Annotated in this window: 23 protein-coding genes and 1 pseudogene; 15 read left to right on the top strand and 9 right to left on the bottom strand. The window is 64.0% G+C overall.

Features of this window, described 5'->3' with window-relative positions; translation table 11 throughout:
* Positions 1–164: 164 nt before the first annotated feature.
* The 5 genes from XH80_RS42110 to XH80_RS42090 all read left to right on the top strand — a co-directional run bounded on the left by XH80_RS42110 (position 165) and on the right by XH80_RS42090 (position 6171).
* On the top strand, positions 165–1475 hold the full coding sequence (locus XH80_RS42110) for an AraC family transcriptional regulator (protein WP_271603710.1): 1311 nt from the start codon (positions 165–167) through the stop codon (positions 1473–1475).
* Positions 1476–1707: 232 nt separating this feature from the next.
* Positions 1708–2727 (top strand): substrate-binding domain-containing protein, encoded by a 1020-nt coding sequence (locus tag XH80_RS42105; protein WP_271603709.1) that lies wholly within the window; start codon positions 1708–1710, stop codon positions 2725–2727.
* A gap of 38 nt (positions 2728–2765) precedes the next feature.
* On the top strand, positions 2766–4241 hold the full coding sequence (locus tag XH80_RS42100; protein ID WP_271603708.1) for a sugar ABC transporter ATP-binding protein: 1476 nt from the start codon (positions 2766–2768) through the stop codon (positions 4239–4241).
* A gap of 35 nt (positions 4242–4276) precedes the next feature.
* Complete coding sequence (locus XH80_RS42095; RefSeq protein WP_271603964.1) at positions 4277–5224, top strand: ABC transporter permease; 948 nt, start codon at positions 4277–4279, stop codon at positions 5222–5224.
* Entirely contained in the window at positions 5224–6171 is a 948-nt protein-coding gene (locus XH80_RS42090) for an ABC transporter permease (protein WP_271603963.1), read from the top strand. Before XH80_RS42095 ends, XH80_RS42090 begins: the two co-directional genes overlap by 1 nt.
* Before the next feature lie 98 nt (positions 6172–6269).
* Here XH80_RS42090 and XH80_RS42085 read toward each other — a convergent pair whose 3' ends face one another.
* On the bottom strand, positions 6270–8654 hold the full coding sequence (locus tag XH80_RS42085) for an EAL domain-containing protein (protein WP_333969084.1): 2385 nt from the start codon (positions 8652–8654) through the stop codon (positions 6270–6272).
* 90 nt (positions 8655–8744) lie between these two features.
* On the opposite strand from XH80_RS42085, the gene XH80_RS42080 reads away from it, so the two are divergent.
* Positions 8745–9350 (top strand): hypothetical protein, encoded by a 606-nt coding sequence (locus tag XH80_RS42080; RefSeq protein WP_271603973.1) that lies wholly within the window; start codon positions 8745–8747, stop codon positions 9348–9350.
* A 368-nt stretch (positions 9351–9718) separates the two neighbouring features.
* Here XH80_RS42080 and modD read toward each other — a convergent pair whose 3' ends face one another.
* Positions 9719–10642 (bottom strand): ModD protein, encoded by a 924-nt coding sequence (modD, locus tag XH80_RS42075; protein WP_271603707.1) that lies wholly within the window; start codon positions 10640–10642, stop codon positions 9719–9721.
* Positions 10643–10878: 236 nt separating this feature from the next.
* Between modD and XH80_RS43790 the strand changes: the two genes are divergently transcribed.
* Positions 10879–11154: a hypothetical protein gene (locus XH80_RS43790; RefSeq protein ID WP_333931547.1), complete on the top strand. Its 276-nt coding sequence runs from the start codon at positions 10879–10881 to the stop codon at positions 11152–11154.
* Positions 11155–11203: 49 nt separating this feature from the next.
* Here the strand turns inward: XH80_RS43790 and XH80_RS42065 are convergent, their stop codons facing one another.
* The gene (locus tag XH80_RS42065; RefSeq protein ID WP_271603706.1) at positions 11204–12043 is read right to left on the bottom strand and encodes an SDR family NAD(P)-dependent oxidoreductase; all 840 of its coding nucleotides are present in this window, start codon (positions 12041–12043) and stop codon (positions 11204–11206) included.
* Positions 12044–12360: 317 nt separating this feature from the next.
* On the opposite strand from XH80_RS42065, the gene XH80_RS42060 reads away from it, so the two are divergent.
* Positions 12361–13197: a xanthine dehydrogenase gene (locus tag XH80_RS42060; RefSeq protein ID WP_271603705.1), complete on the top strand. Its 837-nt coding sequence runs from the start codon at positions 12361–12363 to the stop codon at positions 13195–13197.
* Positions 13194–13355: pseudogene (locus tag XH80_RS42055) on the top strand ((2Fe-2S)-binding protein); the annotation flags it as partial. The gene XH80_RS42060 and the pseudogene XH80_RS42055, both read left to right, overlap by 4 nt.
* Positions 13356–13585: 230 nt before the next feature.
* Here the strand turns inward: XH80_RS42055 and XH80_RS42050 are convergent.
* Positions 13586–14035, bottom strand: coding sequence for a DUF6314 family protein (locus tag XH80_RS42050; protein ID WP_271603704.1), 450 nt, complete (start codon positions 14033–14035; stop codon positions 13586–13588).
* Positions 14036–14141: 106 nt separating this feature from the next.
* On the opposite strand from XH80_RS42050, the gene XH80_RS42045 reads away from it, so the two are divergent.
* The 4 genes from XH80_RS42045 to XH80_RS42030 all read left to right on the top strand — a co-directional run bounded on the left by XH80_RS42045 (position 14142) and on the right by XH80_RS42030 (position 20080).
* The gene (locus XH80_RS42045; RefSeq protein ID WP_271603703.1) at positions 14142–14375 is read left to right on the top strand and encodes a hypothetical protein; all 234 of its coding nucleotides are present in this window, start codon (positions 14142–14144) and stop codon (positions 14373–14375) included.
* Between the two features lie 266 nt (positions 14376–14641).
* A complete protein-coding gene (locus XH80_RS42040) occupies positions 14642–17353 on the top strand; it encodes a DUF2235 domain-containing protein (RefSeq protein ID WP_271603702.1) in 2712 nt (903 codons plus the stop codon).
* A 139-nt stretch (positions 17354–17492) separates the two neighbouring features.
* Positions 17493–18164 (top strand): response regulator transcription factor, encoded by a 672-nt coding sequence (locus XH80_RS42035; RefSeq protein WP_271603701.1) that lies wholly within the window; start codon positions 17493–17495, stop codon positions 18162–18164.
* Positions 18161–20080: a sensor histidine kinase gene (locus XH80_RS42030; RefSeq protein ID WP_271603700.1), complete on the top strand. Its 1920-nt coding sequence runs from the start codon at positions 18161–18163 to the stop codon at positions 20078–20080. The genes XH80_RS42035 and XH80_RS42030 overlap by 4 nt, the downstream gene beginning before the upstream one ends.
* 126 nt (positions 20081–20206) lie before the next feature.
* On the opposite strand, the gene XH80_RS42025 is transcribed toward XH80_RS42030, so the two are convergent.
* On the bottom strand, positions 20207–20497 hold the full coding sequence (locus XH80_RS42025; protein WP_057759603.1) for a hypothetical protein: 291 nt from the start codon (positions 20495–20497) through the stop codon (positions 20207–20209).
* Positions 20498–20732: 235 nt separating this feature from the next.
* On the opposite strand from XH80_RS42025, the gene XH80_RS42020 reads away from it, so the two are divergent.
* Complete coding sequence (locus tag XH80_RS42020; protein WP_271603699.1) at positions 20733–20957, top strand: hypothetical protein; 225 nt, start codon at positions 20733–20735, stop codon at positions 20955–20957.
* A gap of 93 nt (positions 20958–21050) precedes the next feature.
* Here the strand turns inward: XH80_RS42020 and XH80_RS42015 are convergent, their stop codons facing one another.
* The 4 genes from XH80_RS42015 to XH80_RS42000 form a co-directional block, all read right to left on the bottom strand.
* Entirely contained in the window at positions 21051–21731 is a 681-nt protein-coding gene (locus XH80_RS42015) for a hypothetical protein (protein WP_271603698.1), read from the bottom strand.
* A gap of 84 nt (positions 21732–21815) precedes the next feature.
* Positions 21816–22586, bottom strand: coding sequence for a hypothetical protein (locus XH80_RS42010; protein WP_271603697.1), 771 nt, complete (start codon positions 22584–22586; stop codon positions 21816–21818).
* Positions 22587–22719: 133 nt separating this feature from the next.
* A complete protein-coding gene (locus XH80_RS42005; protein WP_057759616.1) occupies positions 22720–22968 on the bottom strand; it encodes a hypothetical protein in 249 nt (82 codons plus the stop codon).
* Between the two features lie 124 nt (positions 22969–23092).
* Positions 23093–24058: an NAD(P)H-dependent flavin oxidoreductase gene (locus tag XH80_RS42000; protein ID WP_271603696.1), complete on the bottom strand. Its 966-nt coding sequence runs from the start codon at positions 24056–24058 to the stop codon at positions 23093–23095.
* Between the two features lie 93 nt (positions 24059–24151).
* On the opposite strand from XH80_RS42000, the gene XH80_RS41995 reads away from it, so the two are divergent.
* Positions 24152–25714, top strand: a complete 1563-nt coding sequence (locus XH80_RS41995) for an AMP-binding protein (RefSeq protein ID WP_271603695.1) — start codon at positions 24152–24154, stop codon at positions 25712–25714.
* The last annotated feature ends 182 nt before the right edge of the window (positions 25715–25896 follow it).

The following is a 25896-nucleotide window of genomic DNA, read 5'->3' as shown; positions in this document are numbered from 1 at the left end:
AAGGCCGGTTCAGAGGACGCCATATGTCAGGGCGATCCGTGTTCTCGAGCGCTCCACAGTCGGTCGACGAGTTCAGTCCACTCGACGGCCCGGCCAGCCATGCAAGGGATTATTGGTCAGCCCCAGGACTCTGTCCTTGTTGCCAGACGCCATATTCTTGACCGTTGGCGACAAACGACACCGCTTCGGATTCTCACATTGTAACGATCATCCCGAAGGCATTCGAAGCTGGCGATTCCTGCGTTGCCGGACGACAGCCCACACCGTATCATAATACCCGCGCGAAAGCGGCGACCACGCTGGTAAACCAAGCCGCAGGAAGGTTAGACTCTACCAGCCACCATAAAAAACTGATCGTGCCAGACGACGGAGGAAACGCTGTGGCTTTTGAACATCCCCCGCTGCGCGCAGCGGCTATCCGAGGATTCAATCAGGTCAGCCGGATTGGGTCGAGCCGGGCCGCCCGCTGGCTGAGGTCCATCAACATAGATACGAGCGAAAGTCGGTGGGAAGAAAATCTCGTTTCGTATCGATCGGCTATAGAGCTTGTCGAGGGAGTGTCATCGCTCGAGGGCATTCCTGATCTCGGCCTCTCGATCGCCGAAGCGCAGGATATCAGTGTTCTAGGCGCCCTTGGCGTGGCGATGCAGAACGGACGTACCTTGCGGGAAAGCATCCAGCTCTGCGAGAAATATATTCACTATCATAGTCCAGCCTGTGAGGTACGCCTGGAAACCGCATCAGATGGCGGCGGCTTCGTTTCGTTTGATATTGCGATGACGAAAATGCCGCGCGCAAACCAAACTTATGAGCTCAGCCTGGGACTCGGATACGGATTTGCAAAATCGATGTCGGGCTGCAGCGGGAACGTGTGCAAAGAGGTGTGGTTCAAGCATCTGCCGACCGCAAGCCTTGCGGCCTATCGTCAAGTATTCGGGGTAACGCCAAAGTTCGGGATGCCGCGAGTCGGATTCGTGTTCTCCGCACGCGACCTCGATAGGCCAAATCAGGCGAGAAGCGATCTCTTGAGCGACATTTCGCTGCACTTCCTGCAAACCCAGCAAGGTTCTCGGGCGGCCAGCACCACATTCGAGGTACGGCGAATTATTTCTCGCATGATCGGCACCGAAACGGTCAACCAAGCGGAAGTCGCAGCTGAACTTTGCATAACGGTGAGAACTCTACAGCGGCGTCTGCGAGCCGAAAACACCTGCTTCGATGCCATAGTGGACGATATTCGCCGCGGCCTGACGTCGGATTACTTACGTCAAACCACCCTCTCTCTGTCGCAAGTCGCCGAACGCCTTCAGTTCAACGACACGTCAGCGTTTACCAGGGCATGTCACCGTTGGTTTGGATCCTCTCCAAAATCTGTTCGCCAGGTATTTTTGGCCGAAGACACGCAGCGACGACGGGAAGTCCATGGGTCCCTGGTCGGCGCGCTCGCTGACAACCTTAACCCGGTCGTTTCCTGACGTTGCAGTCCGTCCGTAGAGGAGCGTGGGCTAGCGCATCAAACCGTGTCGGTTGGTAGCGCAGCCTCAAAATTATTGCCGCACTGCGGGGGGACTTACCGTTTGACGGAGGATCGGCGAAAATGAGACTAACTGGGAAGCGCCACCTCGGGCGGGACTTGCTTTTCCGCCAGTCTTTCGTGTGCAGTCTCTCGTCTTCGAGAATATCAAACAATGACTTGGGAGAGAAACCATGAAGCCTGCTATCCTAATCGTGGCCATGTCAGCTATCGGCAGCGCGATCCTCGCCGGATCGGCCCTGGCCGATACCAGTGGCAAGAAGATCGCGTTCTCCAACAACTACGCCGGCAATTCCTGGCGCCAGGCGATGCTCAAGAGCTATGACATCGTCACGAAGAAGGCAGTCGCGGACAAGGTCGTCGCCGCGGCGGACGTGTTCACCACCGCCGACAAGGAAGTGCCGACCCAGGCCGCGCAGATCCAGAACCTGATCCTGCAGGGCTATGACGCGATCGTCATCAACGCGTCTTCGCCGGACGCCCTCAACGGCGCCATCAAGCAGGCCTGCGACGCCGGCATCGTCGTCGTGTCCTTCGATGGTATCGTCAGCGAGCCCTGCGCCTATCGTGTCGTTGTGGATTTCAAGGACATGGGCAAGCAGGAAGTGGCGCAGATGGCCAAATTCCAGCCCAAGGGCGGAAACCTCCTGGAAATCCGTGGCCTCGCCGGCACCTCCATCGACGAAGCCATCCACAACGGCATCCTGGAGGGGGTCAAGGATCATCCGGAGTTCAAGATCGTCGGATCGGTGACTGGCGATTGGGACCAGACCACGGCGCAAAAGGCGGTAGCTACCGTGCTGCCTTCACTGCCCGAGGTCGTCGGCGTGGTCGACCAGGGCGGCGACGGCTACGGAGCCGCGCAAGCTTTCGCGGCGGCTGGCAAGCCGCGGCCGACCATCATCATGGGCAACCGGCAGGACGAACTGGAATGGTGGAAGGAGCAGAAGGCCAAGGACGGTTACACGACATGGTCCGCCTCGATCGCACCGGGCGTATCGACATTGGCATTCTGGGTCGCCCATCAGGTGCTCGATGGCAAGAAGGTTCCACACGATCTTCTGGTGCCCTATCTCGCCTTCACTCAGGCCGACTTCGAAGCCGAACTGCCGAAAATCCCGAAGGGCAGTGTCGCGAGTCACGAATACACCCAACAGGACGCCATCGACGCGATCAAAGCCAACATGAAGTGATGGGGCCATGGCTGACGGCCGCTCGGCGCAGGCAGTGAATGACCCTCGGAGCAACTGATATCGTCAGACTGGACGGCGTCGAAAAGCGTTTCGGCGCCGTCCGTGCGCTGGACGGCGTCGATCTGACAGTCCAGAGGGGCGAGTGCCTCAGCCTGGTCGGACACAACGGCGCCGGCAAATCCACGCTGATGCATATACTGGCGGGGACCGTCGCGGCGGATCGCGGGCGCGTGGTCATTGGCGGCGCCGAGCAGAAGGCCTACGCACCGGCGCGGGCCAAGCATCTTGGCATCCGCTGCGTGTTTCAGGAGCTGTCGCTCTGCCCCAACCTGACGGTGGCCGAGAACACACGGGTGTTTCATCCGGTGCTCACCGGCCTGAACTGGCGTCGCAAGGCCGGCGCGCTGATCACAAGCAAGCTCGACGAGATCTTCCCGGGTCACGGCGTCGGCGCCTCCGACCTGATTCAGGATCTTCCAATTGCGCGCCGCCAGATGGTCGAGGTGGCGCGGGCCTTCACTGCGACCGATGAGCCGGTGCGTCTGGTCATTCTGGACGAGCCGACCTCCTCGCTCGATAGTCACACTGCCGGGCAGCTGCTCGCCTTCATGCGGCGGGCCGTCGCCAATGGCATCAGCTGCATTTTCATCTCGCACCTGCTCGGCGAGGTCCTGCAAAACAGCGACCGTATCGTGGTGATGCGTGACGGGCGGACCATCGCTGCCGATCGCGCCGAGGCCTTCGACCGCAACCGGCTGGTCACCACCATGGGCGGCACGGAAGCGCCGACGACCGAGGCGAACGCCGGCGACCGTTTGGCGCGAGGGAAAACGCCCCTGCATGTTCGCGCGCGCCCGCGGCAGCAGGGCGGATCCACAGATCTGGTCGCCCACGAGGGAGAGATCATCGGCCTCGCCGGGCTTGCCGGCCACGGGCAGACCGATCTGCTGCTGGCGATTTTCGCGGCTGCGACGAGCCCGCGCCCGGACGTCGCCGTCAACGCAACGGTTGCCTTGGTGGCCGGCGATCGCCAAGCCGACGGCATTTTCCCGTTATGGTCGATCGCGGAAAATATCGGCATATGCTCATTGCGCAAGCTGCGCCAGGGAGTTTTGATTTCGCGCCGGCGGGAGGACACGCTGGCCAATTTCTGGCGCGACAGGATCAAGATCCGCACGCCCGACATCCACAACAACATTCTGTCACTGTCAGGCGGCAACCAGCAGAAGGCGCTGTTTGCGCGCGCGCTTGGGTCGGAGGCGCGCATTGTATTGATGGACGACCCGATGCGCGGCGTCGATGTCGGCACCAAGCTCGAAGTTTATGATCTCATCCGCGAGGAGGCGCGCGGCGGGCGGACCTTCATCTGGTACACGACGGAGACCGACGAATTGAAGAAGTGCGACCATGTCTACGTGTTCCGCAACGGCGCTATCGTCGCCGACCTCGCCCGCGGTGAGCTGACCGAGGAAAAGGTGATCCAGTCCTCCTTCATCGGGACCGACCCGAGATGACGGCCAAGTCGAGTGTCGCGGCGCGGCCAGCATTCATGCCGTTCGGCAAGACGGATTCACCGCGGCTACTGCGCGCGTTGCTGCCGGCCCTGTCGCTGGCGCTGGTGCTGCTTGCCATCGCCTGGCTGAACCAGCGCGCGATCAGCTATTTCGGCTTCACTCTCATGCTAAATCTGGCGATCCCGATCGCGCTGGCGACGGTCGCGCAGATGTTCATCATTACCGGCAACGACCTCGACCTCTCGATCGGCGCTTTCGTGGGTTTCGTCGGCTGCGTCACGGCGACCTGGCTGCGCGACACCCCTATCTTGGGAATCCTCACGCTGCTCGGCTGCGTCGGCGTATATGCGGCGCTCGGTGCGCTGATTCATTGGCGCAACCTGCCTTCGATCGTGGTGACTCTCGGCATGAACTTCGTCTGGCAGGGCCTCGCCGTGCTTCTGCTGCCTAAACCCGGCGGTCGGGCGCCGGACTGGCTATTGGCGTCGATGAGTGTCAAGCCGCCCCTGGTTCCGTTTCCGGTGCTGGCCGCGCTGATCATCGCTGCGGTCAGCTATTTCGGCCTGATGCGAACATCCTATGGAGCTATCCTGCGCGGCTCTGGTGGCAACGCCACCGCGATCGGTCGCGCCGGCTGGTCGCTGCTGAAGGCCAAGATCGTGCTATACGCGTGCGCCGGCCTGTTCGGCGTGCTGTCCGGGCTCTCATTGATCGGCATCACGACGTCCGGCGACGCCAACATCGGCAACGGCTACACCCTGCTCTCGATCGCGGGCGTCATCCTGGGCGGCGGCGAATTCGTCGGCGGACGTGTCTCCCCGATCGGTGCCGTGATCGGCGCGCTGACGCTGGCGCTGGCGGCTTCCCCGCTTCTCACCTTCATGCATCTTCCGCCGGACTGGCAGGTCGCCGCCAACGGGGCCATTCTGATCGTGGTGCTCGCCGCGCGCGCGTTGATCAGCCGCAGGGAGGTCGAACAATGATGGCGGCGCGGCGTTGGCTGTTCACCAGTCCCTGGATGTGGTCCTATCTCGGCGCGGCCCTGGTGTGGATCGCAGCGATTATCTTCACTCGCGGTTATGGCGCCGGCGGCATGCTCATCGCCGCGCTGTCGCTTGCGGTGTTCACCGTGGTGGTCGGCATCGGGCAGATGTTCGTCATCACGCTCGGCCCCGGCAACGTCGATCTGTCGTTGCCTGCCAATATCGGACTTTCCAGCGCGGTGGCGATGACCGTGATGGCCGGCGATGACCGTCTGGTCGCGATCGGCCTCGCCGCCGCACTCGGCTGCGGGCTCGCCATTGGCGTCGTCAACTATCTCCTGATCCGCGCTCTAAGCATCCCGCCAATCATCGCGACGCTTTCGGCGAGCTTCATTATCCAATCGATAGACATCAGCTACGGGCGCGGTCTGCAAATCAAGCCACCGCCGGGCTTTGCCGATTTCACCAACATCCAGGTCCTCGGCATTCCCTTGCTCGCCATTCTCACGGCGGTCTTCACCGTCGCCGCCGGCATTGCTTTGCAGCGCACCGTTTATGGACGATCGGTGCTGGCGATCGGCCAGAACATTCGGGCGGCAAGGCTTGCGGGAATCCGGGTCGGATGGGTGCGCTTTGCCACCTACGCGCTGTCGGGCACGCTTGGCGGTCTCGACGGGGCATTGCTGGCCGGCTATTTCCGGGGCGCGAACGTCGATATCGGCAATGAATATCTGCTCGCCTCTGTCGCGGTGGTCGTGATCGGAGGCACCTCGGTTGCCGGCGGCAAAGCCAATGTCGCGGGGCTTTGGGGCGCGGCGCTCTTCCTCGTCCTGCTCCTGACCATGTTGAACACTTTTGGAGTCAGCGCCGGCGTCCGGCTCCTGGTGACCGGCTTCGTCATCGTCGCTGTCATCTCGGCCGCCGGTGGAGAGAAAAAGCGGGACTAGGGTCAGGCACGATCGGAAAGGTCCCGACCTCGTCCTGCGAAGCTGCGTTGGCCCCTTGATTCACGACCGATTGTTACGAGCCGGGCAGCAAACGACCTTCACTCGGCAGCGGCTGCGTGACGATGCGCTTGACTTGAAGCATCCCTCATTCGCTTCGTCGGTAGGAGGCTCCGCGGCCGGCCAATGAGATATCCCTGCATCTCGTCGCAGCCTTCCTGGACCAGGAGATCCATCTGAGCGTTCGTCTCGATTCCTTCGGCGAGAACCGGAACGCCGAGGCCATGGGCAAGGCCGATCACAGCCCGCACGATCGCGAGCGAACGCTCGCTCTGGCCGAGCGAGGCGACGAAGGACCTGTCGATCTTGATCCGGTCCAGCGGAAACGCTTCGAGATAGGACAGCGAAGAATATCCTGTGCCGAAATCGTCCAGGGCTATCAGGACACCGAGTGCCTTGAGCGCCTCCATCGTTCGCTTGGCTCGAGGAACATCTTCGATCAGGACGCCTTCGGTGATTTCCAGCTCCAGGCGAGCCGCCGAAAGGCCGCTCTGCCGCAGCGCCTGGCGGACCTGCCGATCGAGGTTTTCGCGGCGGAACTGGGCGGCCGAGACGTTGACCGCGACCCGTAGCGGCTGATCCCAGGAAGCCGCTTCCAGGCAAGCCTCCGTCAGGACCCAGTCGTCAATTTGCGCGATCGCGCCGCTCTGTTCGGCGATCGGAATGAAGTCTCCAGGCGGAATGACGCCGCGCACCGGATGCCGCCAGCGAACCAGCGCCTCGTAGCCCATCAGCGCGCCGTTGCGGTCCTGCTGCGGCTGATACTCCAGGTACAGCTCTCCCCGCTCGACGGCGCCTCGCAGATCGTGCTCCAGCGCGCGGCGGTTGCGCAGCTGCTGGTCCATGGCGCTGGTGAACAGCCGAATGGCACCCCTGCCCTCGTGCTTGGCCCGATAAAGCGCTGCATCCGCGTTTGCCAACAGCGCGACGGCATTGTCCGCATCTCTCGGATACAGGGCGACGCCGACACAAAGGTCGATTTTCAGGGCACGGTCCTCGACCTCGATCGGTTGCTCGAACTGTTCCCGCATGCGCGTGGCGAGCAGCTCGGCGGTCGCAGGTAGCGGCAACTGATCGGCAATCCCGATGAATTCGTCACCGCCGACGCGCGCCACGTAGGCCCCTTGCGCGGCCTCCTGCAGCCGTCTCGAAGCTTCGCGCAGGACGGCGTCGCCGACGGCATGACCGAAACGGTCGTTGATCTCCTTGAAATGATCGAGGTCGATGCAAAGCACGGCGAAGGCGCCGTCGGTGATCTCCGCGCGCTCGATAGCGGTGCCGAGCTGCTCATCCAGGGCAGCCCTGTTGGGCAGCTCGGTGAGGGCGTCATGGCATGCGAGATAGCTCACCCGCTCCTGTGCTCGATTTCTCTCGGTCACGTCGAAGGCCACACTGACATGAGCCGGTTGCCCATCATACAGCAGCGGCCTGGAGTCGATCACAACCTGAATCGCTTCTCCGTCGGCCGTCTTGTGCAGCTCGCAATCCCGCTTGCCATGCTCTTGATCATGAGATTCCAAGTCATGCTCGTACATCACCAGCAGGTCCTGGCGAGAATAGCCGTAGTGCCGGCACATCGCGCCGTTCACAGCCAGCAGGCGCCCTGTGGTCGCCTCAGCCACCCACATCGGAAGAGGATTTTCCTCGAAAAGGAGGCGGAAGGAGGCCTCCCGGCGCTTCAGGTCAGTGATGTCGATCCGCACTCCAATGCTGCCTCCGTCACTGGTTCGCCTTTCCTCGACCCGGACCCAGCGGTCACCGACCAGATGCTGCTCATGCGAGTAGTGCGGCAATGCGTGGCGGGCCAGGCGGTCCGCAAGCCACTGCTCTTCCCGCCCCACGGCCTCCGGGTACTGCCCCGCCGCCAGGCCGGTGCGAAGAATGGCCTCGAAAGGAGACCCGACGGCAAGTGCTTCGCGGCTCGCGGCGTAGAGGTCGGCATATCGACGATTCCAGAGAACCAGACGATCGTCCTTATCGAAAACCGCAAGCCCTTCGGGGACCACATCGAGGGCTTCGGTCAGGTGGGTGTGAGCGGCGCGGGCAGCTGCCTCGGCCTGCTCGGCCGCGGCCTTGGCTTCCGTAAGAGCCCTCTCGGTGCGATGACGCTCGGTGATGTCCTCGTGGGTCGCGACCCAGCCCTTTCCCTCCATCGGGCGATGCCGGATCCGCACCATCCGGCCGTTGCTCAATTCGACGGTCGTATCCGAACTCTCGGCGATGATCGGAGCGCTGTTGCGCCAGACGAGATAGTCCTCTTTCGTCATCTTCGGCGCGCTGCCGACCGAATAGCGGAGATCGACGATGTCGTTCAGCTTCATGCCGGGCCGGACCAGCTTCGGATCCAGATCGTAGACCTCGAGATACTGCCTGTTGCAGACGATCAGGCGCTGATCATCGTCAAAGAAGCAGAGGCCTTGGGACATGTTGTTGAGCGCCCTGTCGAAGCGCTCCGCGAACGCGGTTGCAGTCTGCTCTGCGGCCCGCGCGCGATCTCCCTCCGCAGACAGTCGTCCGTGGGTCTCGACCAGCTTAACGAAGGAGCGGAAATTGGTGTTGATCATCCTGGCGAGCAAGGTGAGCAGCGCCAGCAGATTGATCCCGACCGAGACCAGGACAGCATCGCCGGAGAGCAGCAGAAGCGTCGCGATCGGTGCGCCGGCAATCAACATCACCAGACGAGACGCCGGCGGGAAACTGCCAAGACAGTAGGCGATCCCGACGCAACCCATGAAGAGGAGCAGAGCAACCGACGCGCGCAGGCCGGGCTCGACCGTCATGAACAGCGCCAGGATCCAGGTCACAAAGCCAGCGCTGAGCACCACCGCGGCGAGGCGAACTCTTGCGAGTTCTCGGTACGACTCTGCGGCGGTCAGGTCGGCGTTCCTCAACCGGAACCACTGGGCCACCCGAACCAGGCAGGCTGCCAGGAGAACGGCCGGCAAGGCAAATCGCAGCCAGATGGACACGGTGTTCGGAAGGACCAGCCCCACACTGACACTGTTGACCAAGAGCACGGCATAAAGCACCGGCACCTGCTCGCGGAGCACGCGGAACTGCTCGACAAGCACGGAACTGCCGAGAGGAGTGGTCGTGTCGCCTATAGCGAAAGATGCACGTAAGCGCGCGAAGAAGCCCATCAAAGATCGTCCTGCCCGGCCCGAGGCTAGGGGAGAGAGACGAAGGACCCGTAAATGCAGGTGGTGTTTCAGGCCTTAACGGATCACCGCTTGCGCATCAAAGGACAGGCTCAAGACTAACATATGTTAATGCAGGGAGCTCCGCAGCACAGCAGTGCGTCTTCCCTACCGACAAAATCACGAATCTCGCACGCCGAGCCTATTCAAATCGAAGCTCTGCCATCGTTTGTCATTGTCGCGACGTGCACGAAACCCAGCCAGTGTGCCGTGGGTCCAGCCGGGCTTGATGCCGGAGAGCCCGCGCGTCGCGCCGGATGCGCTTTCTCGGTGGTGGGGGAGTGAGGCTTCCACTACATCGTCGTCGAATGCGCCTGCCGCTCCGTCCGACCGAAATTCGACAAAAGCGTGCGCCGCCTTTCACCCGTGGCAGCGATCGATACCTGCACGTCCTTTGGCTTGGCCAGATACGGCGCTGACGTCACCAGGACATCGCTGCCGGCCTCTGCATAGGCTGCAGCATTGGCTGCATTGACGCCGCCGGCAGCAGCGATGATGGGGCGTTCGCGTGTATAGGCCATCGACGCCATGCGTTTGACCAACGCAGCGACCTCGGCTGGCGAAAACCTCTCCGCCTGGATCACGTCGAAACCGGCGACCGCGGCGGCAAGGGCCGCATCGGCCGTCTTCACCTCGATCACGAGTTTCTTTTCTGGCGCGGCCCGGCGTAATCGTTCGACCGCCTGAAACAGCGGCAGCTCGCCGAGAAACGCGCGGTGCTCGGGAAACACCAGCACGGTCTCGGACAGGCCGAGCCGATGCATCACGGCGCCGCCGGCCTTCACCGCCGCGACGGCAAAGCGCTTGGTACCCGGCACGTTCTTGCGGGTGCAGGCGACCGGAATCTGCGGCGCCACCGCCCTCGCCGCGTTGACGATGGCGCGGGTCTCGCTGGCGACACCCGACCAGATTTCGATCAGGGTCTGCGCGACCTTCCAGCTCCGCAGCAGGCCGGCGGCCGGCCCGCGTGCCTCGAGGATCGGCGCACCCTGCTCCAGCGTCGCGCCGGATGAAGCGAACAGCTCAACCTCGCAGCCGGCGAGCGCGATGATCGCGGCGGCATCCTCGACGAGCGCCAGGACCATCGATGCGCGCGCGACAAACCGCATGACGCCATCGATCGCACCGATGCCAAGCGCCTCGGTGGTGAGGTCGCCGTAAGGCACATCATCTTCCAGCAGACGCTCGAGCTCGGCACGCGATGCAACGGTTGCCATGGCCCGCTTCCTTTCATTGGTGTCGGCTTGCCGACGACTTTGTCGCAAACCCGACACGGATCGTCGGCGCTTCCGCCGCAAGGGACAGGAAGTTGCGCTTTTGACGATCAATTCTGCAAGGCGCGCACCAAGCACCGCCTGCCCTGTCCGGCACGCCGATTGCTGAGCCCGTAACGGCCGGCGCCTCGCGGCAATCGGGCTCGCGCGGGGGCGGCCACCGTCCGCTGGAGTTCATCATGAGACTGTTTCGCAAGATCGCCGTCGCCACAGGCTTGCTACTCGCATGCGCCGAGGCGCAGGCTGCACAGACCAACGTCGCCGTGGCCGCCAACTTTGTCGATGCCGCGAAGGAGATCGCCGCCATCTTCAAGCAGAAGACCGGACACGAGTCGCGCTCAACTTGTCAGCATTGCTGCAAAAAGATTCCGTCGCACTTGCCCGCTTTCTCAGCCGTTTCGCGGATTTTACCATCGCAATGCGCGGCAGGCACAAAAACGAGATTTCCGCCTTGATCCAGCGCAAATCGAACAAACTTCTTTTTGCGACCGATCCGAATGGCGCTCACACGTGCTGCCCGCCGTTGATCGGTACTTCCGCACCCGTGACATAGCTCGCCGCATCCGAGCATAGGAAGAAGATCACTTTCGCGACCTCATCCGGCGTACCGACACGATGCAGCGGTATGATTGGCGCCAGCCTGGCTTCGGTCTCCGGCGACAGGATGTCCGTCTTGATCTCTCCGGGGGCGATCGCGTTGACGCGAATACCGAACGGCGCATAGTCGTGCGCCATTTCGCGGGTGAGGCAGGCGAGCGCTGCCTTCGAGGTCGCATAGGCGGTGCCGGCGAACGGATGCACCCGGGAGCCCACGATCGAGGTGACGTTAACGATCGCGCCGCTGGCGCACTTCAGCTCGTCGACCAGGCCCTGCGCGAACAGCACCGGCGCAAGCAGGTTGACGTGGAACACGCTCATCCAGGTTTCGACCGGCGTCGTCAGCGAATTCAATCGCGTGCCATCGGCGGCCTTGGGCGAGATGCCGGCATTGTTGATCAATGCATGTAACGGGGCACCGTTGAGCCGCTCCTTGATCTCGGCCACCGCGCGCGGCAGCGCGCGATGGTCGCTCAACTCGACCTGCACATGGTTGTCCGCCCCCGAATCCCATGGACACAGAGCACCGTCGAAGGGCTGGCGGGAACAGGTGACGATCCGCCAGCCGGCCTCGGAGAACAGCTTTCCCGTCGCGTGGCCGATGCCCCGGGACGCACCGGTCAGCACCAGCGTCTTCCGCTCGCCAGCTTGCGCGCGCGACTTGTCACCGTGGAACGGGCACAGCGCGACGTCGGATGCCGGCGGGCCAGCCGGCGCAGCATTGCGATCCAGCAGATCAAGCGTCACGGAAGCTCCTCACAGCGCCCGACGGGACGCAAGTACAATGACGACGCGGGGAAAGTTGCAGGAATTGGGCCACCGGCGGCCACCCAATCGCTGAGGTTTTCGCTGACTTGTGTCGGCTTCGCGACACGCTGCTGGGTTTGCAACATGCGCGCGTGCGCTTTCGGACCAAGCGGCGCGGTCGCTGCGTTCTTCTCCTTTGTCAATGTTGGCCGGCAGTTGAGGGGCGGTTTTCAAGCGTTCTAAATGGCCCGGCTCTTGCTCCTTCCGTTGCAAGCTCGATGTGCCTCGCTGCACTTTCCCTGCAAACGCGGTTTCAGATGCTCCAGCCGAATGACTACCAGCTCTTCGCCGTTATCCTCGGCACCAACGAGATCGCATCTGCAGTCGCCATCCGACTCGTGCGCGCCGGATATTGCGTTGTGCTGTCCCACGATCCCGACCCGCCGGTGATCCGGCGCAAGATGGCGTTTCATGATGCCCTCTTCATCGACACCATGCAGGTCGAGGGCGTCGTCGCCGAGCGCGTCGACGGCGGCGTACAGGTCTATCAGGCGCTACGCCGGCCGGCGCAGGTCATGGTCACCTGGCTCGGGCTGCTCGATCTGCTGCCGGTTCGTCACATCGACCTGCTGATCGACGCGCGCCTGCAGAAGCGCCGGATCACGCCCGACCTCAGGCGGCTCGCCCGCCTGACGATCGGGCTCGGCCCCGGCTTCTCGACCAACTTCAATTGCGACGTCGCGGTGGAGACGAGGCCCGGCAAGATCGGGCTCGTGACCGACACGCGCTGGACCGATGCGGCCGATGGCGTAGCAAGTTCGCTGGGCGACGTCGGCGCGGAACGCTTCGTCTATTCGCAATTCGCGGGACGCTGGCACACGCCGATCGAGATCGGCACCCGCGTCTACCGCGGTCTCGTGCTCGGCCATCTCTCCGGTGCTCCGCTGCTCGCGCCGCGCGACGGTATCTTGCGCGGCATCGCCCGCGACGGCAGCGATGTGCCGGCCGGCGTCAAGTTGCTCGAGATCGATCCGCGCGGCCGCGATGCCCAGTGGACCGGAACGGACGACCGCGGACGCGCCATCGCCAACGCCACCATCGCCGCCGTCAGGCTCCACGCCACACGACGCGTCACGCAGCGGAATCCGGCATGATCGTCTGTTCCTGCAACATCATCAGCGATCACGACATCAGGGACGCGGTCGTCGCGACGGACGACGCACTCTTTTCGCCCGCTCAGGTCTACGACTGCCTGGGATGCACCGTCAGGTGCGGACGATGCTCGCAATCGGTAAGACGTATCATCGATGAGTTGCCGCCTCGCGACATGCGATGCACGAAACACCCGAACTCTCTACCGGCGTCGTCCTCACCCGGCGCGATCTTCACCTAACCGACGAACTTCGCTTGCTGCCAGAGGCTTTTGCAGGACCGCCTGTCCCTTCTTTGTGATGCCTGAGACCGAACGACGGAGATCCCGCGCAATTCTTCCGGCGCATGGCGCGTGAATTGCCTGCCGATGTCGCGAAGCGACAGCGGGCCTCACGCCGCTCGCGTATAGGTCGTGATGATCATGTAGTCCTTGCGCGGACCCGACACGACGTGGCGAATGGCGAAGCTGCCTTCGGGGCGAAAGGTGTAGGTCGACTGATAACGATCGAAATGACACAGATGGTCGGCGCTTCCGGTCCATACGCCGTCATCCGACCCAGCGAGTTCGATCGCATGGAAGAGCCGTGACGGGGTCTCCTTGAAGAAGACGTCGAATCCGCGGCCGTGCTCGCGGAAGACGTATTCGCGCTCGGCCTCGAGTTCTGTGCCGGTCAGGAGCTTCAACCGTCCCTGTTCGCGATAGGCGAGACCCTCCGGGTCCAATGGCGTGAAGGTCGCAAGACCCTGCATGCTCCCCTGCCCCGCGATGAGCCTGGTGAACGACCAGGCGCCGATCAGCCGCTTCATTACCTCGGAGGCATCACCCCAACCGTCGGTCACAGTTCCGTTCCTATCCCTCGGACCCTAGCCTACCGGCGACGCGTTCGACTCTCCCGGCCAGTACCTATATCTTAAGGCAAACGCGTGTCGATGCAGCGAGCAAGGGATGGCCAGGAGAGCCCCGACCGAAGCGGATGCCGACGACCTGCCCCGCTATTTCGTCTGGGTGCGCGGGCTCGAAGGGCCGGAGCCGCAGAAATGGGTGGCCATGGATTTTGGCGTGGGTGACTGGAAGCGGGAGCAAGTGCTGGCCTGGCTGGAGCTGCCGATGGACGAGCGGCGCCTGCCGCTGTCGATGCTGGCACGGCGCTATCCGCCGCCGAAGGTAGAGACGTTGTAGAGGCGTTCGCCGAAATGCACGCCGGCATCGCTTTCTCAGCCGCCCACTGACCCGACGAGATCCAGGAGCTTGCCCGGGCATTTCTTTCGCCGACTGTGGCCTGGTTCATAGACGGCCCGAGCGAAACAGCGCCATCCTTATTGCTACCTCAGCGCGTTAACAGGCAAATTACATCCAATATTTGATAGTGCGTCTATCGATTGAATTCAGAGGATGCCACCCTGTCAGGGCTTGAAGCATCCCCGAACGGAATTTCGGAGCGGCCCATGACCCACCATGATGGAATGCCGCACGGCAGTCCTGCGGCACCGGACCATCCGCAGGCTGATCGGAGTACGACTGCACCCGGCGCGCGGGCGCCGCGCAAGCTGGTGCTTTTCGCCGATGGCACCGGCAACGCCTTCACGACCCAGGAGTCCAGCGTCTGGCGGCTCTATGAAGCGCTCGACCACACCCAGCCCGACCAGATCGCCTATTACATCAAGGGTGTCGGCACCGCCGGCTGGGCACCTCTCGCCGCGCTCGATGGCGCCACCGGCATCGGCGTTCCGGCCAATGTTCGCAAGCTCTATCGCTTCCTGTGCTGGAACTGGCGGCCGGGCGACGAGATCTACATCTTCGGCTTCAGCCGCGGCGCCTTCACCGCGCGCACGCTGGCGGCCATGATCGCAAGCCAGGGTCTGGTGCCGGCGGTGATCGGCGACGAGCCCGTCTCGCATGCCGAGATGGAGCGTAACGCCATGTCCGCATGGCGCGAATACCGCCGCGAGACGGTGCCCTGGAAGCAAAGCCTGCCGACGATGTGGATCGCGCGCCTGATCCGGGACATCGTCCTGTACGTCTATCATTTGATCTGCGGACACCGCTCCTACACCAAAGTCCGCGCGGCGATGAACGGCCGCAAGGACGTCAATATCGACTTCCTTGGACTGTTCGACACGGTCGAGGCCTTCGGCGTCCCGATCGAGGAGCTGCGCGTTGCGATCGACTGGGCGATCTGGCCGATCTCGTTCCGTAACCACCGGCCTTCACACAAGGCAAAGCACATCTGTCACGCCCTTGCGCTCGACGACGAGCGCACCACCTTCCATCCGCTGCGGATCGACCAGTCTCATCTCGCGGCCGATCAGACGGTCAAGGAGGTATGGTTCGCCGGCGTCCATTCCGACATCGGCGGCGGCTATCCGGACTGCACATTGTCCTTCGTTCCGCTGGTCTGGATGGTCGACCAACTCGGCAACCAGCTTCGCTTCCAGAAGGGCACCGTCGAGCATTTCAGGGACTATCAATCGGCGATCGGGCCAATGCATGATTCCCGCAGCGGCGCGGCGGTGCTGTATCGCTATGGCCCGCGTCCGGTCCTGGCGGGCAAGGCCAACGGCGGCACGCCTGTGGTGCATTTCGCCGTGGTCGAGCGCATGCTGCACGGCTGCGACGACTATGCGCCGATCATGCTTCCCGCCGACGCGAGGGTGCTGATGCCCGATGGCACCAAGCTCGACCTCACCGACGAGGGGACGCGCGAGGCGATGAAAGGCGCCTATCTGGCGAAGGCCAGGGGATCGCGACGGCAGAAGGAAGCCGAGGCGTTCACCGCGATGAGCATGCCCGACGCCGAAATGGCCTCGCTCACGCGCGACACCGTATGGTGGCGGCGCGTCGCCTATTTCGCCCTGCTGTTCATGGTCGGCGTGATCGCCGCCTGGCCGTGGATCTCTTATCCGCTGGTGCAATGGTCCAAACAACCGGTGGGCCATGAGGGGATCTCCCTCATCGCGAACATCGACTGGGTGCTGGGAGCCGTGGTGGCTCCGTTCGCCAATCTCGTCAGGGCCGTGATGCCGTCCTATGCGGCACCCTGGCTCGACATTGCGATCTATTATCCGTTCATGACGTCGATCGTAGGCGCTCTGGCCTGGTGGATCTGGAACAAGAATTCGGAGCTGCGTGACACCATCCAGGAACGCGCGCGCCTCGCCTGGAATACGCCCCGGCGCAAGGCGAGCCTGAGCCATATCGATAAGCCGGGCCCGCTGTTGAGGTTCGGCCATTGGATGCGGACCAATGCCGGACCGGCAGGCCTCGTCATCACCAAGGGCCTCGTGCCGGCCATCTTCCTGCTCACGATTTTCGGCTCGACGGCTCTGATCCTGTCGAACAGCCTGTTTACCGGCCGCGTCGCGCTCGGAAAGGTCTGCACCGCAAGCCAGGATGCTGCCGGATCGCCTCAGATCGGCACGCCGGTGCGTGACGACCCGACCGATGCGATCGCGCTGTTCGATACCAGGACGTTCTGCTGGTGGAGCGGGCTCGCGGTCGAGAAAGGCCGCAAATATCGCGTCTTCATCGATGTCAAGGAGCCCTGGTTCGACCGCACCACCTTGAGCGGAGCGAATGGCTTCCGGACGCATGGGCTGCGTCATACCATCGCTTTGCCCGAGCTGCGTCTGTATGCGGCAAACTGGTTCCAGCCTGTGGTTCGCATCGGGACGAAAGGAGTGATTGAGCTTCCCTTGCAGGCAATCAACGTGATCCCGGCCGACACATTGCCGCGGCGGACCAAGCCGACGCTTCCTGCGGAAGACGATGTTGAAGGACGGGATCAATATCCTGTCAGCCTCGACGATATCGACCGGTTCAAGGACGAGCTGAAAACGCTCGGCAATTTCGAGCCGATCCCGCAGGACATGCTCGCGGATGCAGGGCAGGTCTGGCGGAACGAAGGGCTGACCGACCGCATCGTCGCCGAGTTCATCGCCCCTGACTCCGGCGAGCTGTTCTTCTATGTCAACGATGCGGTGCAGGTCTTTCCGCAGCTCCTGCCGGCATCGATGGTGCCGCCGTGGCTCATGGCGATCCAGGGCCCACCGGACCTGTTTTATCGCAACAACACCGGCACGGCGAAAATCTCCGTGCAGCGTCTGCCCGCCCCTGCGCTGCCCGCTGCGAAGACCACCTCGCCGCTGGCGAGCAAGTAGCGGCGGGCGAGTTGGGCAAACGAAGCCGTTGGGCTCTCGACGCATTGCTCCGTCCCCATGATTATGGGTGTCGCGCCCATCCTGCCGCCGCTAGACTGGCCGCACACGCCGCGGGGGACACGCGGCCGGGACCTTGATCATGACGGACCAGGACGAGACCGGTGAGGCCATCACCATCCTCCTCGTCGAAGACGACGCACCGACCTGCTGGCGCCTTCAGGACGCCCTGACCAAGGCTGGCTACGAGGTGCGCACCGCCGGCACGCTCGGCGAAGCTCGCAGCGCGCTTGCCGCCGGCGCGCCCCGCGTGCTGCTGACCGATCTGCGGCTGCCCGACGGCCATGGCGTCGAGCTGATCCGCGAGACCAGGCAGCGCTTTCCCAACACCGAGATCATGGTGATCTCGGCGCTGGGCGACGAGGAAAGCGTGATCTCCGCCATCACCGTCGGCGCCACCGGCTATCTGCTCAAGGACGCCTTCCCGACCGACATCGCGACAACCGTGCGCGACCTCGTCGCCGGACATTCGCCGATCTCGGCCTCGATCGCGCGCTTCATCGTGCGACGAACGCAGAATTCGGCCGAGCCGGCGCCGGGGCCGGTGCTCAACACCGCAAAGCTGACGCCGCGCGAGATCGACATCCTCTGGGGCATCGCCAAGGGATTCAGCTACGCCGAAATCGCAAGCCACCTCGGTCTGTCCAGGCAGACCGTCCCCGGCCACATCAAGAGCATCTATCGCAAGCTCGAGGTGCACACGCGCAGCGAAGCGGTGTTCGAGGCCGTGCAGCAGGGCCTGATCAAGCTGTGAGCGAGGTCGCTGCGAAGGCGGTGATCATCAGGCACGGGCTGCGGCCCGCGCGCATTGTGCCCTATCTGCTGCTCCAGATACTGATCGTGATCGCCACCCTCCTCGGGCTGCGGCTGCTGCAGCCGCGCGACCCCGATGCTTTTGCCGTGAGCGAATTCTCACTGCGCGAGGCTGGCACGACACGGCCCGTGACGCTGCCTGAATTCACCGCGTCGCGCTATTCGCTCGCCGAGCCGCCGCTTTATTCGGGCAGCTTCGTGTTCAAGGCCGATGGCACTGACACGACCTGGTCGGTCTTCCTGCCACGCTTCAGCAACGGCGTGGAGGTCGCGATCAACGGCGTCGCGATCCTGGACTCCCGGCGCGATCCCACGGCCAACCGGCCCGACCGCAATACGCCGGAGATCGCGGTGATCCCGGCTTCGCTGCTGCACGAAGGCAGCAATGAGATCACCGTGCGGCTGTTCGTGTGGGGACCGCTGCGCGGCTTCCTCGACACGGTCTATGTCGGCCCGGACGCCGCCTTGCGGCCGGCCTACGAGACCCGCACGCTGCTGTTCGTCACGCTGCCCGTGGTATTCTCCGCCTGGCAATCGATCCTCGCCGTCATCCTCGCCATCATGTGGCTGATGCGGCGTCACGAGCCTGTCTATGGCGTGCTCGCGGCGGCAATGGTGCTCGGCGTCGTGCAAGCCTTCATCACGCCGCCGGTGCCACCGGCCGCCTCGTCCAGACTTGTCGCAGTGCTGCTCTCCTCCGCGCCGATCGAGAGCGCACTGATCGTGGCGTCAGCCGTGCTGTTCCTCGGCTGGCACTGGCCGCGTCATGGCGTGCTGCTGTTCGTGCCCGGGCTCATCGTGATCGCGGGCGGCCTCATCGCTGGTCCGCCACTGCCGCGCATTCTCTTCATGCTTCTGGGTATCCCCACGGTTGGATTGTGTCTGGTCCTGATGGCCGGCATCGCGGCCTACGCCGTGCTGCGACGACAGGACGTCGTCAGCTTCGCGCTTGGCTGCGCGGCGACCATCGTGCTGACCTGCTGGGCCCACGACATGCTGTCGGTGTTCGAGATCTTGCCCAACGAACGCACCTTCGTCTCGCGACTGTCCTATTCGGCGCTGCTGATTGCCATCGGCGCCGGCCTGACCTGGCGCTTCGCCCGGGCGCTGAACCAGGTCGACAGCTTTGCCGGCCAGCTCGTCGCACGCGTGCGCGAGGCCGAGGAACGGCTGAAAGCGAGCTTTGCCCGCGAGGAGGCGCGCGCCCGGGCCGCCGCGCTGGCCAACGAGCGCACCCGGCTGATGCGCGACTTGCATGACGGCCTCGGCGGACAGCTCATCAGCATCGTCGCGCTCTCCGAGCGCGGGCAAGAGGGGGCGACCATCACGGACGCTGCGCGCGCCGCGCTGAGGGATCTGCGCCTGGTCATCGATTCCGTGGACGACATCGGCGGGGACCTCATGCTCGCGCTCGGTTCCTGGCGCGAGCGCGCGGTCATGCAGCTGCGGCCGCATGAGATCGCGCTTCATTGGCGCGTGGCAACGCCGCAGGGCCTGCCGCTGCACCCCGAGCTGCGGCCCTGGCACGTCATCCAGGTCGTGCGCATCCTGGACGAGGCCGTGACAAACGCGGTCAAGCACGCGGCTGCGCGCCACATCACCGTGACGGTGGAGACGCGCAACGACGGCCAGGGACCATATGGCGTCATCAGCGTCGCGGACGATGGCCGCGGCTTTATGCTTGGCGACGACGGCCAAGCTGCGGGTTCGGGCCAGACCGCGCGTGGCGTGCACAACATGAGAAGCCGCGCGAGACGTTGCGGCGCGGTGCTCGAGCTGAGCTCGGATGGATCGGGCACACGCGTACGGCTGCAATTGCCGCAGATTTTTCCCGACAATGATGCGGCCGGCGGCTGAAAAGCCCCCTCCCCGGGCGCAGGGGACGTGCGGGGAGAGGGACCGGGCCGGGATGTAGGATTGCGAAGGACGGGGTTCGCTCGCAGCCCTTGGCCCGAAAGCAATCAACTCAATCCAACGAAGTCATCACCGCACGCCGACGCGATTGACCGGGCCGCCACGATTCATCGGCGTGCCGGCGCGAACACCGACACCCGGCGCGCCCACGCCGGGCGTCACCACGGCTGCAGCCGCGACCGGCGCTCCCGGTGCAACCACCACCGCCGCATCCGGTCGCACCACGCAGCCCTTGGGCACGCCGACCGTCTTGCAATAGACCACCGCCTGCGCCGGGCTCGTGCCCAGCGAAACCGTCGCCGCACCCGCCAGCATCATCACCGTCAACCCGGCGCTCAGCGCTCCCACTCTTTTCGACATTGTTGCTCTCCTGCTTCCCGTTCGGCGCCCTGGTGCAATCACCTGATCTTGCGGCCGACGTGCAGCCTCAATGGCAAAAGACTGATCACCAAGACATGCCATGAAGATGGGGGTGCGGCAGGCAAGCCTGCGAGCCGATGCCATGAACATGGCATGGACCGGCCATGGATCTCCGCGAGATGGTCCGCCCCGCTCGATCCCCAGCGGGACCACCGCAATTGCAAAGAGGTGCTTTATGAAGACTTCAATTCTTGCCGCGCTGCTGCTCGCCGCCGCTGTCCTGCCAGCCGCAGCGCAATCCAGCCCAACGCCGCAGGAGCAGATGGCCTGCCGCGGCGACGCCAGCAAGTTTTGCGCCGAGCACATCGGCAAGCCGCCGGAGATGAATGCCTGCCTGCGCGAGAACAAGACAAAGCTTTCAGACGGCTGCCGCAAAGTGGTGGAGTCGCATGGCGGCTGACATATGTTGCGCAGGCGGCGGCTTACAGCCGCCGTCTCAATGCTGAGGGGAAGCATCGCATGCCGCTCACATTCGTGTGCGCGGCATCACATCCTAGTCGTCATCGTCCCCGAACAGCCGGATCTGCGGGAAGCCGCTGCGCGGCCGACCGGCAAAATCACGCGCCTCGGAATCCTCGCGGACGCTGCGCGCGACATCATCCCAATTGGTCTGGTCGCGCATGCCGCGCGCATCGCGTTGTTCATAGCGACGACGCTCGGCCCAGCGCTCGCGCCGTTCCGCCCGGCGACGCTCGGGTGCGGCGCGCCTGACGTCGGAATCCCTGGCCTTGGCATAGGCATTCTCCGGCGAGGATGCCGGCTCCGTCGAGGCCTGCTGCTCGGCGGGCTTTGTGGCTTGCGGAGACGGTGAAGGCGCGGGCTTGGGCGGCTCGGCTGCTGCGGTCTGCGCACGCGGCGGCACCGGCGGTTCGGCTTTGGCCTCGTTGGCCAGCGCTTCGGGCTTCGCGTCCGGCTTGGCTTCGGCCTGCGCCGGCGGGGCGACCATCGTACCGAATACCTGCGAACCCGTGAGGTATTGCACGCGCTCCGACGGCGCGTTCGTCGTGGCCGGCGCGCTGGCCTCGGTGCGCTGTGCCACCTTGCTGGTGTCGGGCCCGTGCTTGGGCGCGATTGGATTCATGATGTTGCCGGCAACGATGCCGCCGCCGAGGCCAATAGCAATGGCAGCAACGATCGATCCGGCACCGACGAAATAAGCTGTCGAGGCGCGCATTGGCCCACTCCCTGTTTGGAGCGAGCAACGCGTTGGGATTGCCGGATGTTCCTGACAGACGCAGTTCCCTGGGAGGGAACGAGGTTAGATCTGCTGCGCGACCTTCTCCAGCCCGATGATGCGGGCGAGCTTGCGCACTTCTTCCTTCTGATCATCACGCAGCTGGAACAGCAGCGGCATCGCGGCAGACTTCAGCTGCTGGACCTCATCGCAATTCGGATCGATCTGCACGTTGGGCCCGTTGGGATTGGAGAGCTTGTTCGCCGAGATCTTCTTGACGACGTTGCGCAACGCGGTCTCGACCGAGGGCCAGTAATATTCCTGCGACGAGGACAGTTTCAGGCGATCCCGGATGCCGGCGATCTGCACGTCGGAGAGCAGGGAGTAGGTCTTTTGCAGCTGCGGCTTCGCGATCGGCTTCGGCTTTGCCGGTGCTTCGAGCGCGGCGGTGGTTTCTGCGGGAGCCGGCGCCTCCAGGGACGCAACCCTCGTCTCGCCAGACTTGGTCTCAAGGGCCTTGGTTTCAACAGCCTTGGGCTCAACGGCTTTCGGCATCGGGAAATCGGACGGCGCGGCTGCGGCAAAGGCCTGACGCAGCGGCTCGGTCAGTACCGGCGCCTGCGACAGCTTGTCGGCAGGAACCTGGACCGGGTCGATGGCGGCCGAGGCCAGCGCCAGGGTTGGAACAAGCCGGTCCGCCTTGGCAGCACGGTTGGTAGCAAGCGGCTTCGGCGGAGCCTGGGTGATCATTTCGGCACTGACACTGGGCACGCTATCGCGGCCGAGGATGGCAGTGGTGGCGGCACCAAGGACAAGGATGCAGGTCAGCACGGTGATGGTGATGGCTCTGGACAAACGTCTCTCCGGAAGGACCGCTTCACGATGTTGTTAGAGATGCCCGGCAAAAAGGCACGAAATAAGGCTTGAGTGTGCCTTTGCGGCGACAATCGGCTCGCCTCAGGCGACAAAGCCAAAAAGCTCCACGAAATCAGGCCGCTATGGCCAGATCGTAGGCATCCTGAATGTCGGCGACGATCTCGGAGGCCTCCCACACTGCGCGCGGCTCGACCGATTGCAGCGTCACCGTCCAATTGCCGCCCCGGCGGGTGCGGGGGACGCGGACGATGTCGAAGCGGACATTGCGGCAGAGCGGGTGACGGGCCAGCGCACGGGCGACGCGGACGCGGATCTCGTCCAGCGTGGCCGATGTCTTGCTGTTGAGAATATCGAAATCCATCGCCTGTCCCTCTCGTCCTGATTGGCGGCCGTGAGGGGGATTCTTGGCGGGCGATGGTTAATCTGCCGTTAAATGCGGACCTGCGGAGCCATGCGGGATTAACCGTGCTGGGCGGCGCGGGACGTTAGCGCTCCCTTGCGGCCCGGTACTCCGCGACCGTTCGCGCAACGAGGTCATCGACCGCCATCACGTCAGTGACTCCAGACGTCGAGTGACCGCCGCTCCAGATATCGCGCCAGCGCTTCGGCCTGATCTCGCGCGCGCCGACGTCGATGTCCTTGCCGATGTCGATGGCGCCACGCGCCGGCAGGTCATTGGGGTCGAGCCCGGCCGCGATGATCGACGGCTTCAGCATGCTGGTCTGCAAGCCAGTGAACGCGGTGGTGAGCAGGATGTCGTCGGCGCTGCTCTCGACCAGCATCTGCTTGTAGCGGCCGTCCGCCATGCTCTCGCGCGTCGCGATGAATTTCGTGCCCATGTAGCCGAGATCGCAGCCGAGCACTTCGGCCGCATGCAGCGCGCGGCCATCGCTGATGCCGCCGGCGAGCACGACAATGCCGTCGTAGAACGCGCGCACCGCGCGGACGAAGGCGAACGGATTAAGCCAGCCGGTTTGTCCGCCGGCGCCCGCCGTCAGCAGCACCAACCCATCGGCGCCTGCGGCCGCTGCGCGCTCGGCGTGGCGGATCGAAGCAACGTCGGCCAGCACCAGGCTGCCTGCGTCATGCAGCGGCTTCAACACGGGTGCGGGCGAGCCGACCGAGGTGATGACGATCTCAGGCTTGTGCTTGAGGAGCACGGCGAGATCCTGCTCGAGCCGCGCGTTGGAGCGATGCACGATCAGGTTCGGACAGAGCGGCGCAGCCTTTCGGCCGGTCTGATCTTCGTGGTGCCGCAACCGCGTTGCGATCTCGGTGAGCCATTGATCGAGCTGTTCCGTGCTGCGGCAATTCACGGTGGGGAAGCTGCCGATGACGCCGCTCCGGCAAGCCGCGACCATCAACTCGACGCCCGACACCAGGAACATCGGCGCCGCTATCAGCGGAAGGCTGAGACGATCGCGAAAAATTTGCAGTCGATCGGACGTCACTCTCGCCTCCTCGTTCCATTCCGCATGCTCTGTGCTAGCGTCGCCGGCAACATTGGCACGCGAGAAGCCGATGACAAAGCAACGAGGAAACATATGTCCGATCCGCTCCACGCATCGTCCCCGACTTGTGCGCAGACGCTACGGGCGCTGGCGCGCTATCCCGGCCGCACCGCTTTCGCATGGCCCGGGGGATCGCTGAGTTATCAGGGCACGCTCGATCTGATCGGACGCATCCAGGGCGCATTCATGCGGCTTGGTTTGCAGCCGGGGGCGCGCGTCGCGTTCCTCACCGCCAACCGCGCCGACGCCTGGTGCGCCGGCGTTGCCGCGCAATTGTCGCGATGCTGCATCACCTGGCTGCATCCCCTCGGATCGGAGACGGACCAGTTGTTTCAGCTTGAGGATTCCGAGGCCGAGGTGCTGGTGGTCGATGTGGCTGCGTTCCGCGATCGCGGCGGCGAGCTTGCCGCGAAGGCAAACCTGCTCAAGGCTGTCTTCACGATGGGACCGGCCGAGTACGGCGTCGATCTGCTGGCGGCGATCGAGAGCGCTGGACACGCCAGCGCGCGGTGCCTCGCAACTCTCGACGATCTCTCCACACTGAATTACACCGGCGGCACCACAGGCAAATCCAAAGGCGCGCTGCGCTATCACCGCGAGAATGCCGGCGCCGCCGGCGCGATCCTCGCCGATTTCGAAATCCCCGACGCCGCGCGCTACCTCACGGTAGCGCCGATCAGCCACGTCGCCGGCACCAAGGTGCTGCCGACGCTGATGCGCGGCGGCACCGTGCACATGCTGAAGGGTTTCGACCCCGAGGCCGTGCTGGCGACGATTGCGCGCGAGCGCATCGATTTCACGCTGTTCGTGCCGACCATGATCTATGTGCTGCTCGATCATCCCGCGCTTGATAAGACCGATCTGTCCTCGCTCGAACTCGTGCTCTACGGCGCCTCGGCGATGTCGCCGAGCCGACTCGTCGAAGGCATCGAGCGCATCGGCCCGGTGTTCTCGCAGCTCTACGGCCAAACGGAATGCTATCCGGTCTCGGTGCTGCGCAAGAAGGATCACGATCCCAGGACGCCAGAGCTGTTCCTGTCCTGCGGCTTCCCGATCGCGGCCTGCGAGGTCAAAATCCTCGACGACAACGCCCAGGAGGTGAAGATTGGCGAAGCCGGGGAGATCTGCGTGCGTGCGCCGCACGTGATGGCGGAGTACTGGAAGCGGCCTGACATCACCGCCGAGACCTTGAAGAACGGCTGGGTTCATACCGGCGACATCGCGCGTCAGGACGAGCGCGGCTACCTGTTCATCCTCGATCGCAAGAAGGACATGATCGTCACCGGCGGCTTCAACATCTTTCCGCGCGAGGTGGAGGACGTGCTGTCGCAACATGCCGATGTCGCGATGGTCGCGGTCGTCGGCGTGCCCGACGAAAAATGGGGCGAGGCCGTCACCGCCATCGTCGTGCCGCGCGAGGGTACGAAGCCCGATCCGGACGAGCTGATCAACATGGTGCGGACGCGAAAGGGCTCGGCCCACGCGCCGAAGCAGATCCAGTTCGTCAAGCAACTGCCGATGACCGGCGTCGGCAAGGTCGACAAGAAGGTGCTGCGCGCCGGCTTCTGGAGCGGGCGGGACCGGATGGTGGGGTGATCTCCCTGATTGCAGCGACCGGTTCGGATGACACGCATTGCGCGAAATCCCGGGAATCTTGAGCCCTTTCACCCGGGATTATACGGTGCTGTTGTGGCCTCGACACCACAATGCGCGGCCGAATGCGTGTCCGCGCGGCCTGCGCGATTGCCCGCGAATCGGGGAATCAACTAGACCGCTGA

The sequence above is a fragment of the Bradyrhizobium sp. CCBAU 45384 genome (assembly GCF_028128665.1).
Classification (GTDB): Bacteria; Pseudomonadota; Alphaproteobacteria; order Rhizobiales; family Xanthobacteraceae; genus Bradyrhizobium; species Bradyrhizobium manausense.
This window is presented reverse-complemented; position numbering and strand designations above follow the sequence as displayed.

Coding starts and splice junctions, on each gene's coding strand:
- XH80_RS42105 (WP_271603709.1), top strand. CDS start 1,708: ATGAAGCCTGCTATCCTAATCGTGGCCATGTCAGCTATCGGCAGCGCG.
- XH80_RS42100 (WP_271603708.1), top strand. CDS start 2,766: ATGACCCTCGGAGCAACTGATATCGTCAGACTGGACGGCGTCGAAAAG.
- XH80_RS42095 (WP_271603964.1), top strand. CDS start 4,277: ATGCCGTTCGGCAAGACGGATTCACCGCGGCTACTGCGCGCGTTGCTG.
- XH80_RS42090 (WP_271603963.1), top strand. CDS start 5,224: ATGGCGGCGCGGCGTTGGCTGTTCACCAGTCCCTGGATGTGGTCCTAT.
- XH80_RS42085 (WP_333969084.1), bottom strand. CDS start 8,654: ATGTCCCAAGGCCTCTGCTTCTTTGACGATGATCAGCGCCTGATCGTC.
- modD (WP_271603707.1), bottom strand. CDS start 10,642: ATGGCAACCGTTGCATCGCGTGCCGAGCTCGAGCGTCTGCTGGAAGAT.
- XH80_RS43790 (WP_333931547.1), top strand. CDS start 10,879: ATGAGACTGTTTCGCAAGATCGCCGTCGCCACAGGCTTGCTACTCGCA.
- XH80_RS42060 (WP_271603705.1), top strand. CDS start 12,361: ATGCTCCAGCCGAATGACTACCAGCTCTTCGCCGTTATCCTCGGCACC.
- XH80_RS42045 (WP_271603703.1), top strand. CDS start 14,142: ATGGCCAGGAGAGCCCCGACCGAAGCGGATGCCGACGACCTGCCCCGC.
- XH80_RS42040 (WP_271603702.1), top strand. CDS start 14,642: ATGACCCACCATGATGGAATGCCGCACGGCAGTCCTGCGGCACCGGAC.
- XH80_RS42035 (WP_271603701.1), top strand. CDS start 17,493: ATGACGGACCAGGACGAGACCGGTGAGGCCATCACCATCCTCCTCGTC.
- XH80_RS42025 (WP_057759603.1), bottom strand. CDS start 20,497: ATGTCGAAAAGAGTGGGAGCGCTGAGCGCCGGGTTGACGGTGATGATG.
- XH80_RS42020 (WP_271603699.1), top strand. CDS start 20,733: ATGAAGACTTCAATTCTTGCCGCGCTGCTGCTCGCCGCCGCTGTCCTG.
- XH80_RS42015 (WP_271603698.1), bottom strand. CDS start 21,731: ATGCGCGCCTCGACAGCTTATTTCGTCGGTGCCGGATCGATCGTTGCT.
- XH80_RS42005 (WP_057759616.1), bottom strand. CDS start 22,968: ATGGATTTCGATATTCTCAACAGCAAGACATCGGCCACGCTGGACGAG.
- XH80_RS41995 (WP_271603695.1), top strand. CDS start 24,152: ATGTCCGATCCGCTCCACGCATCGTCCCCGACTTGTGCGCAGACGCTA.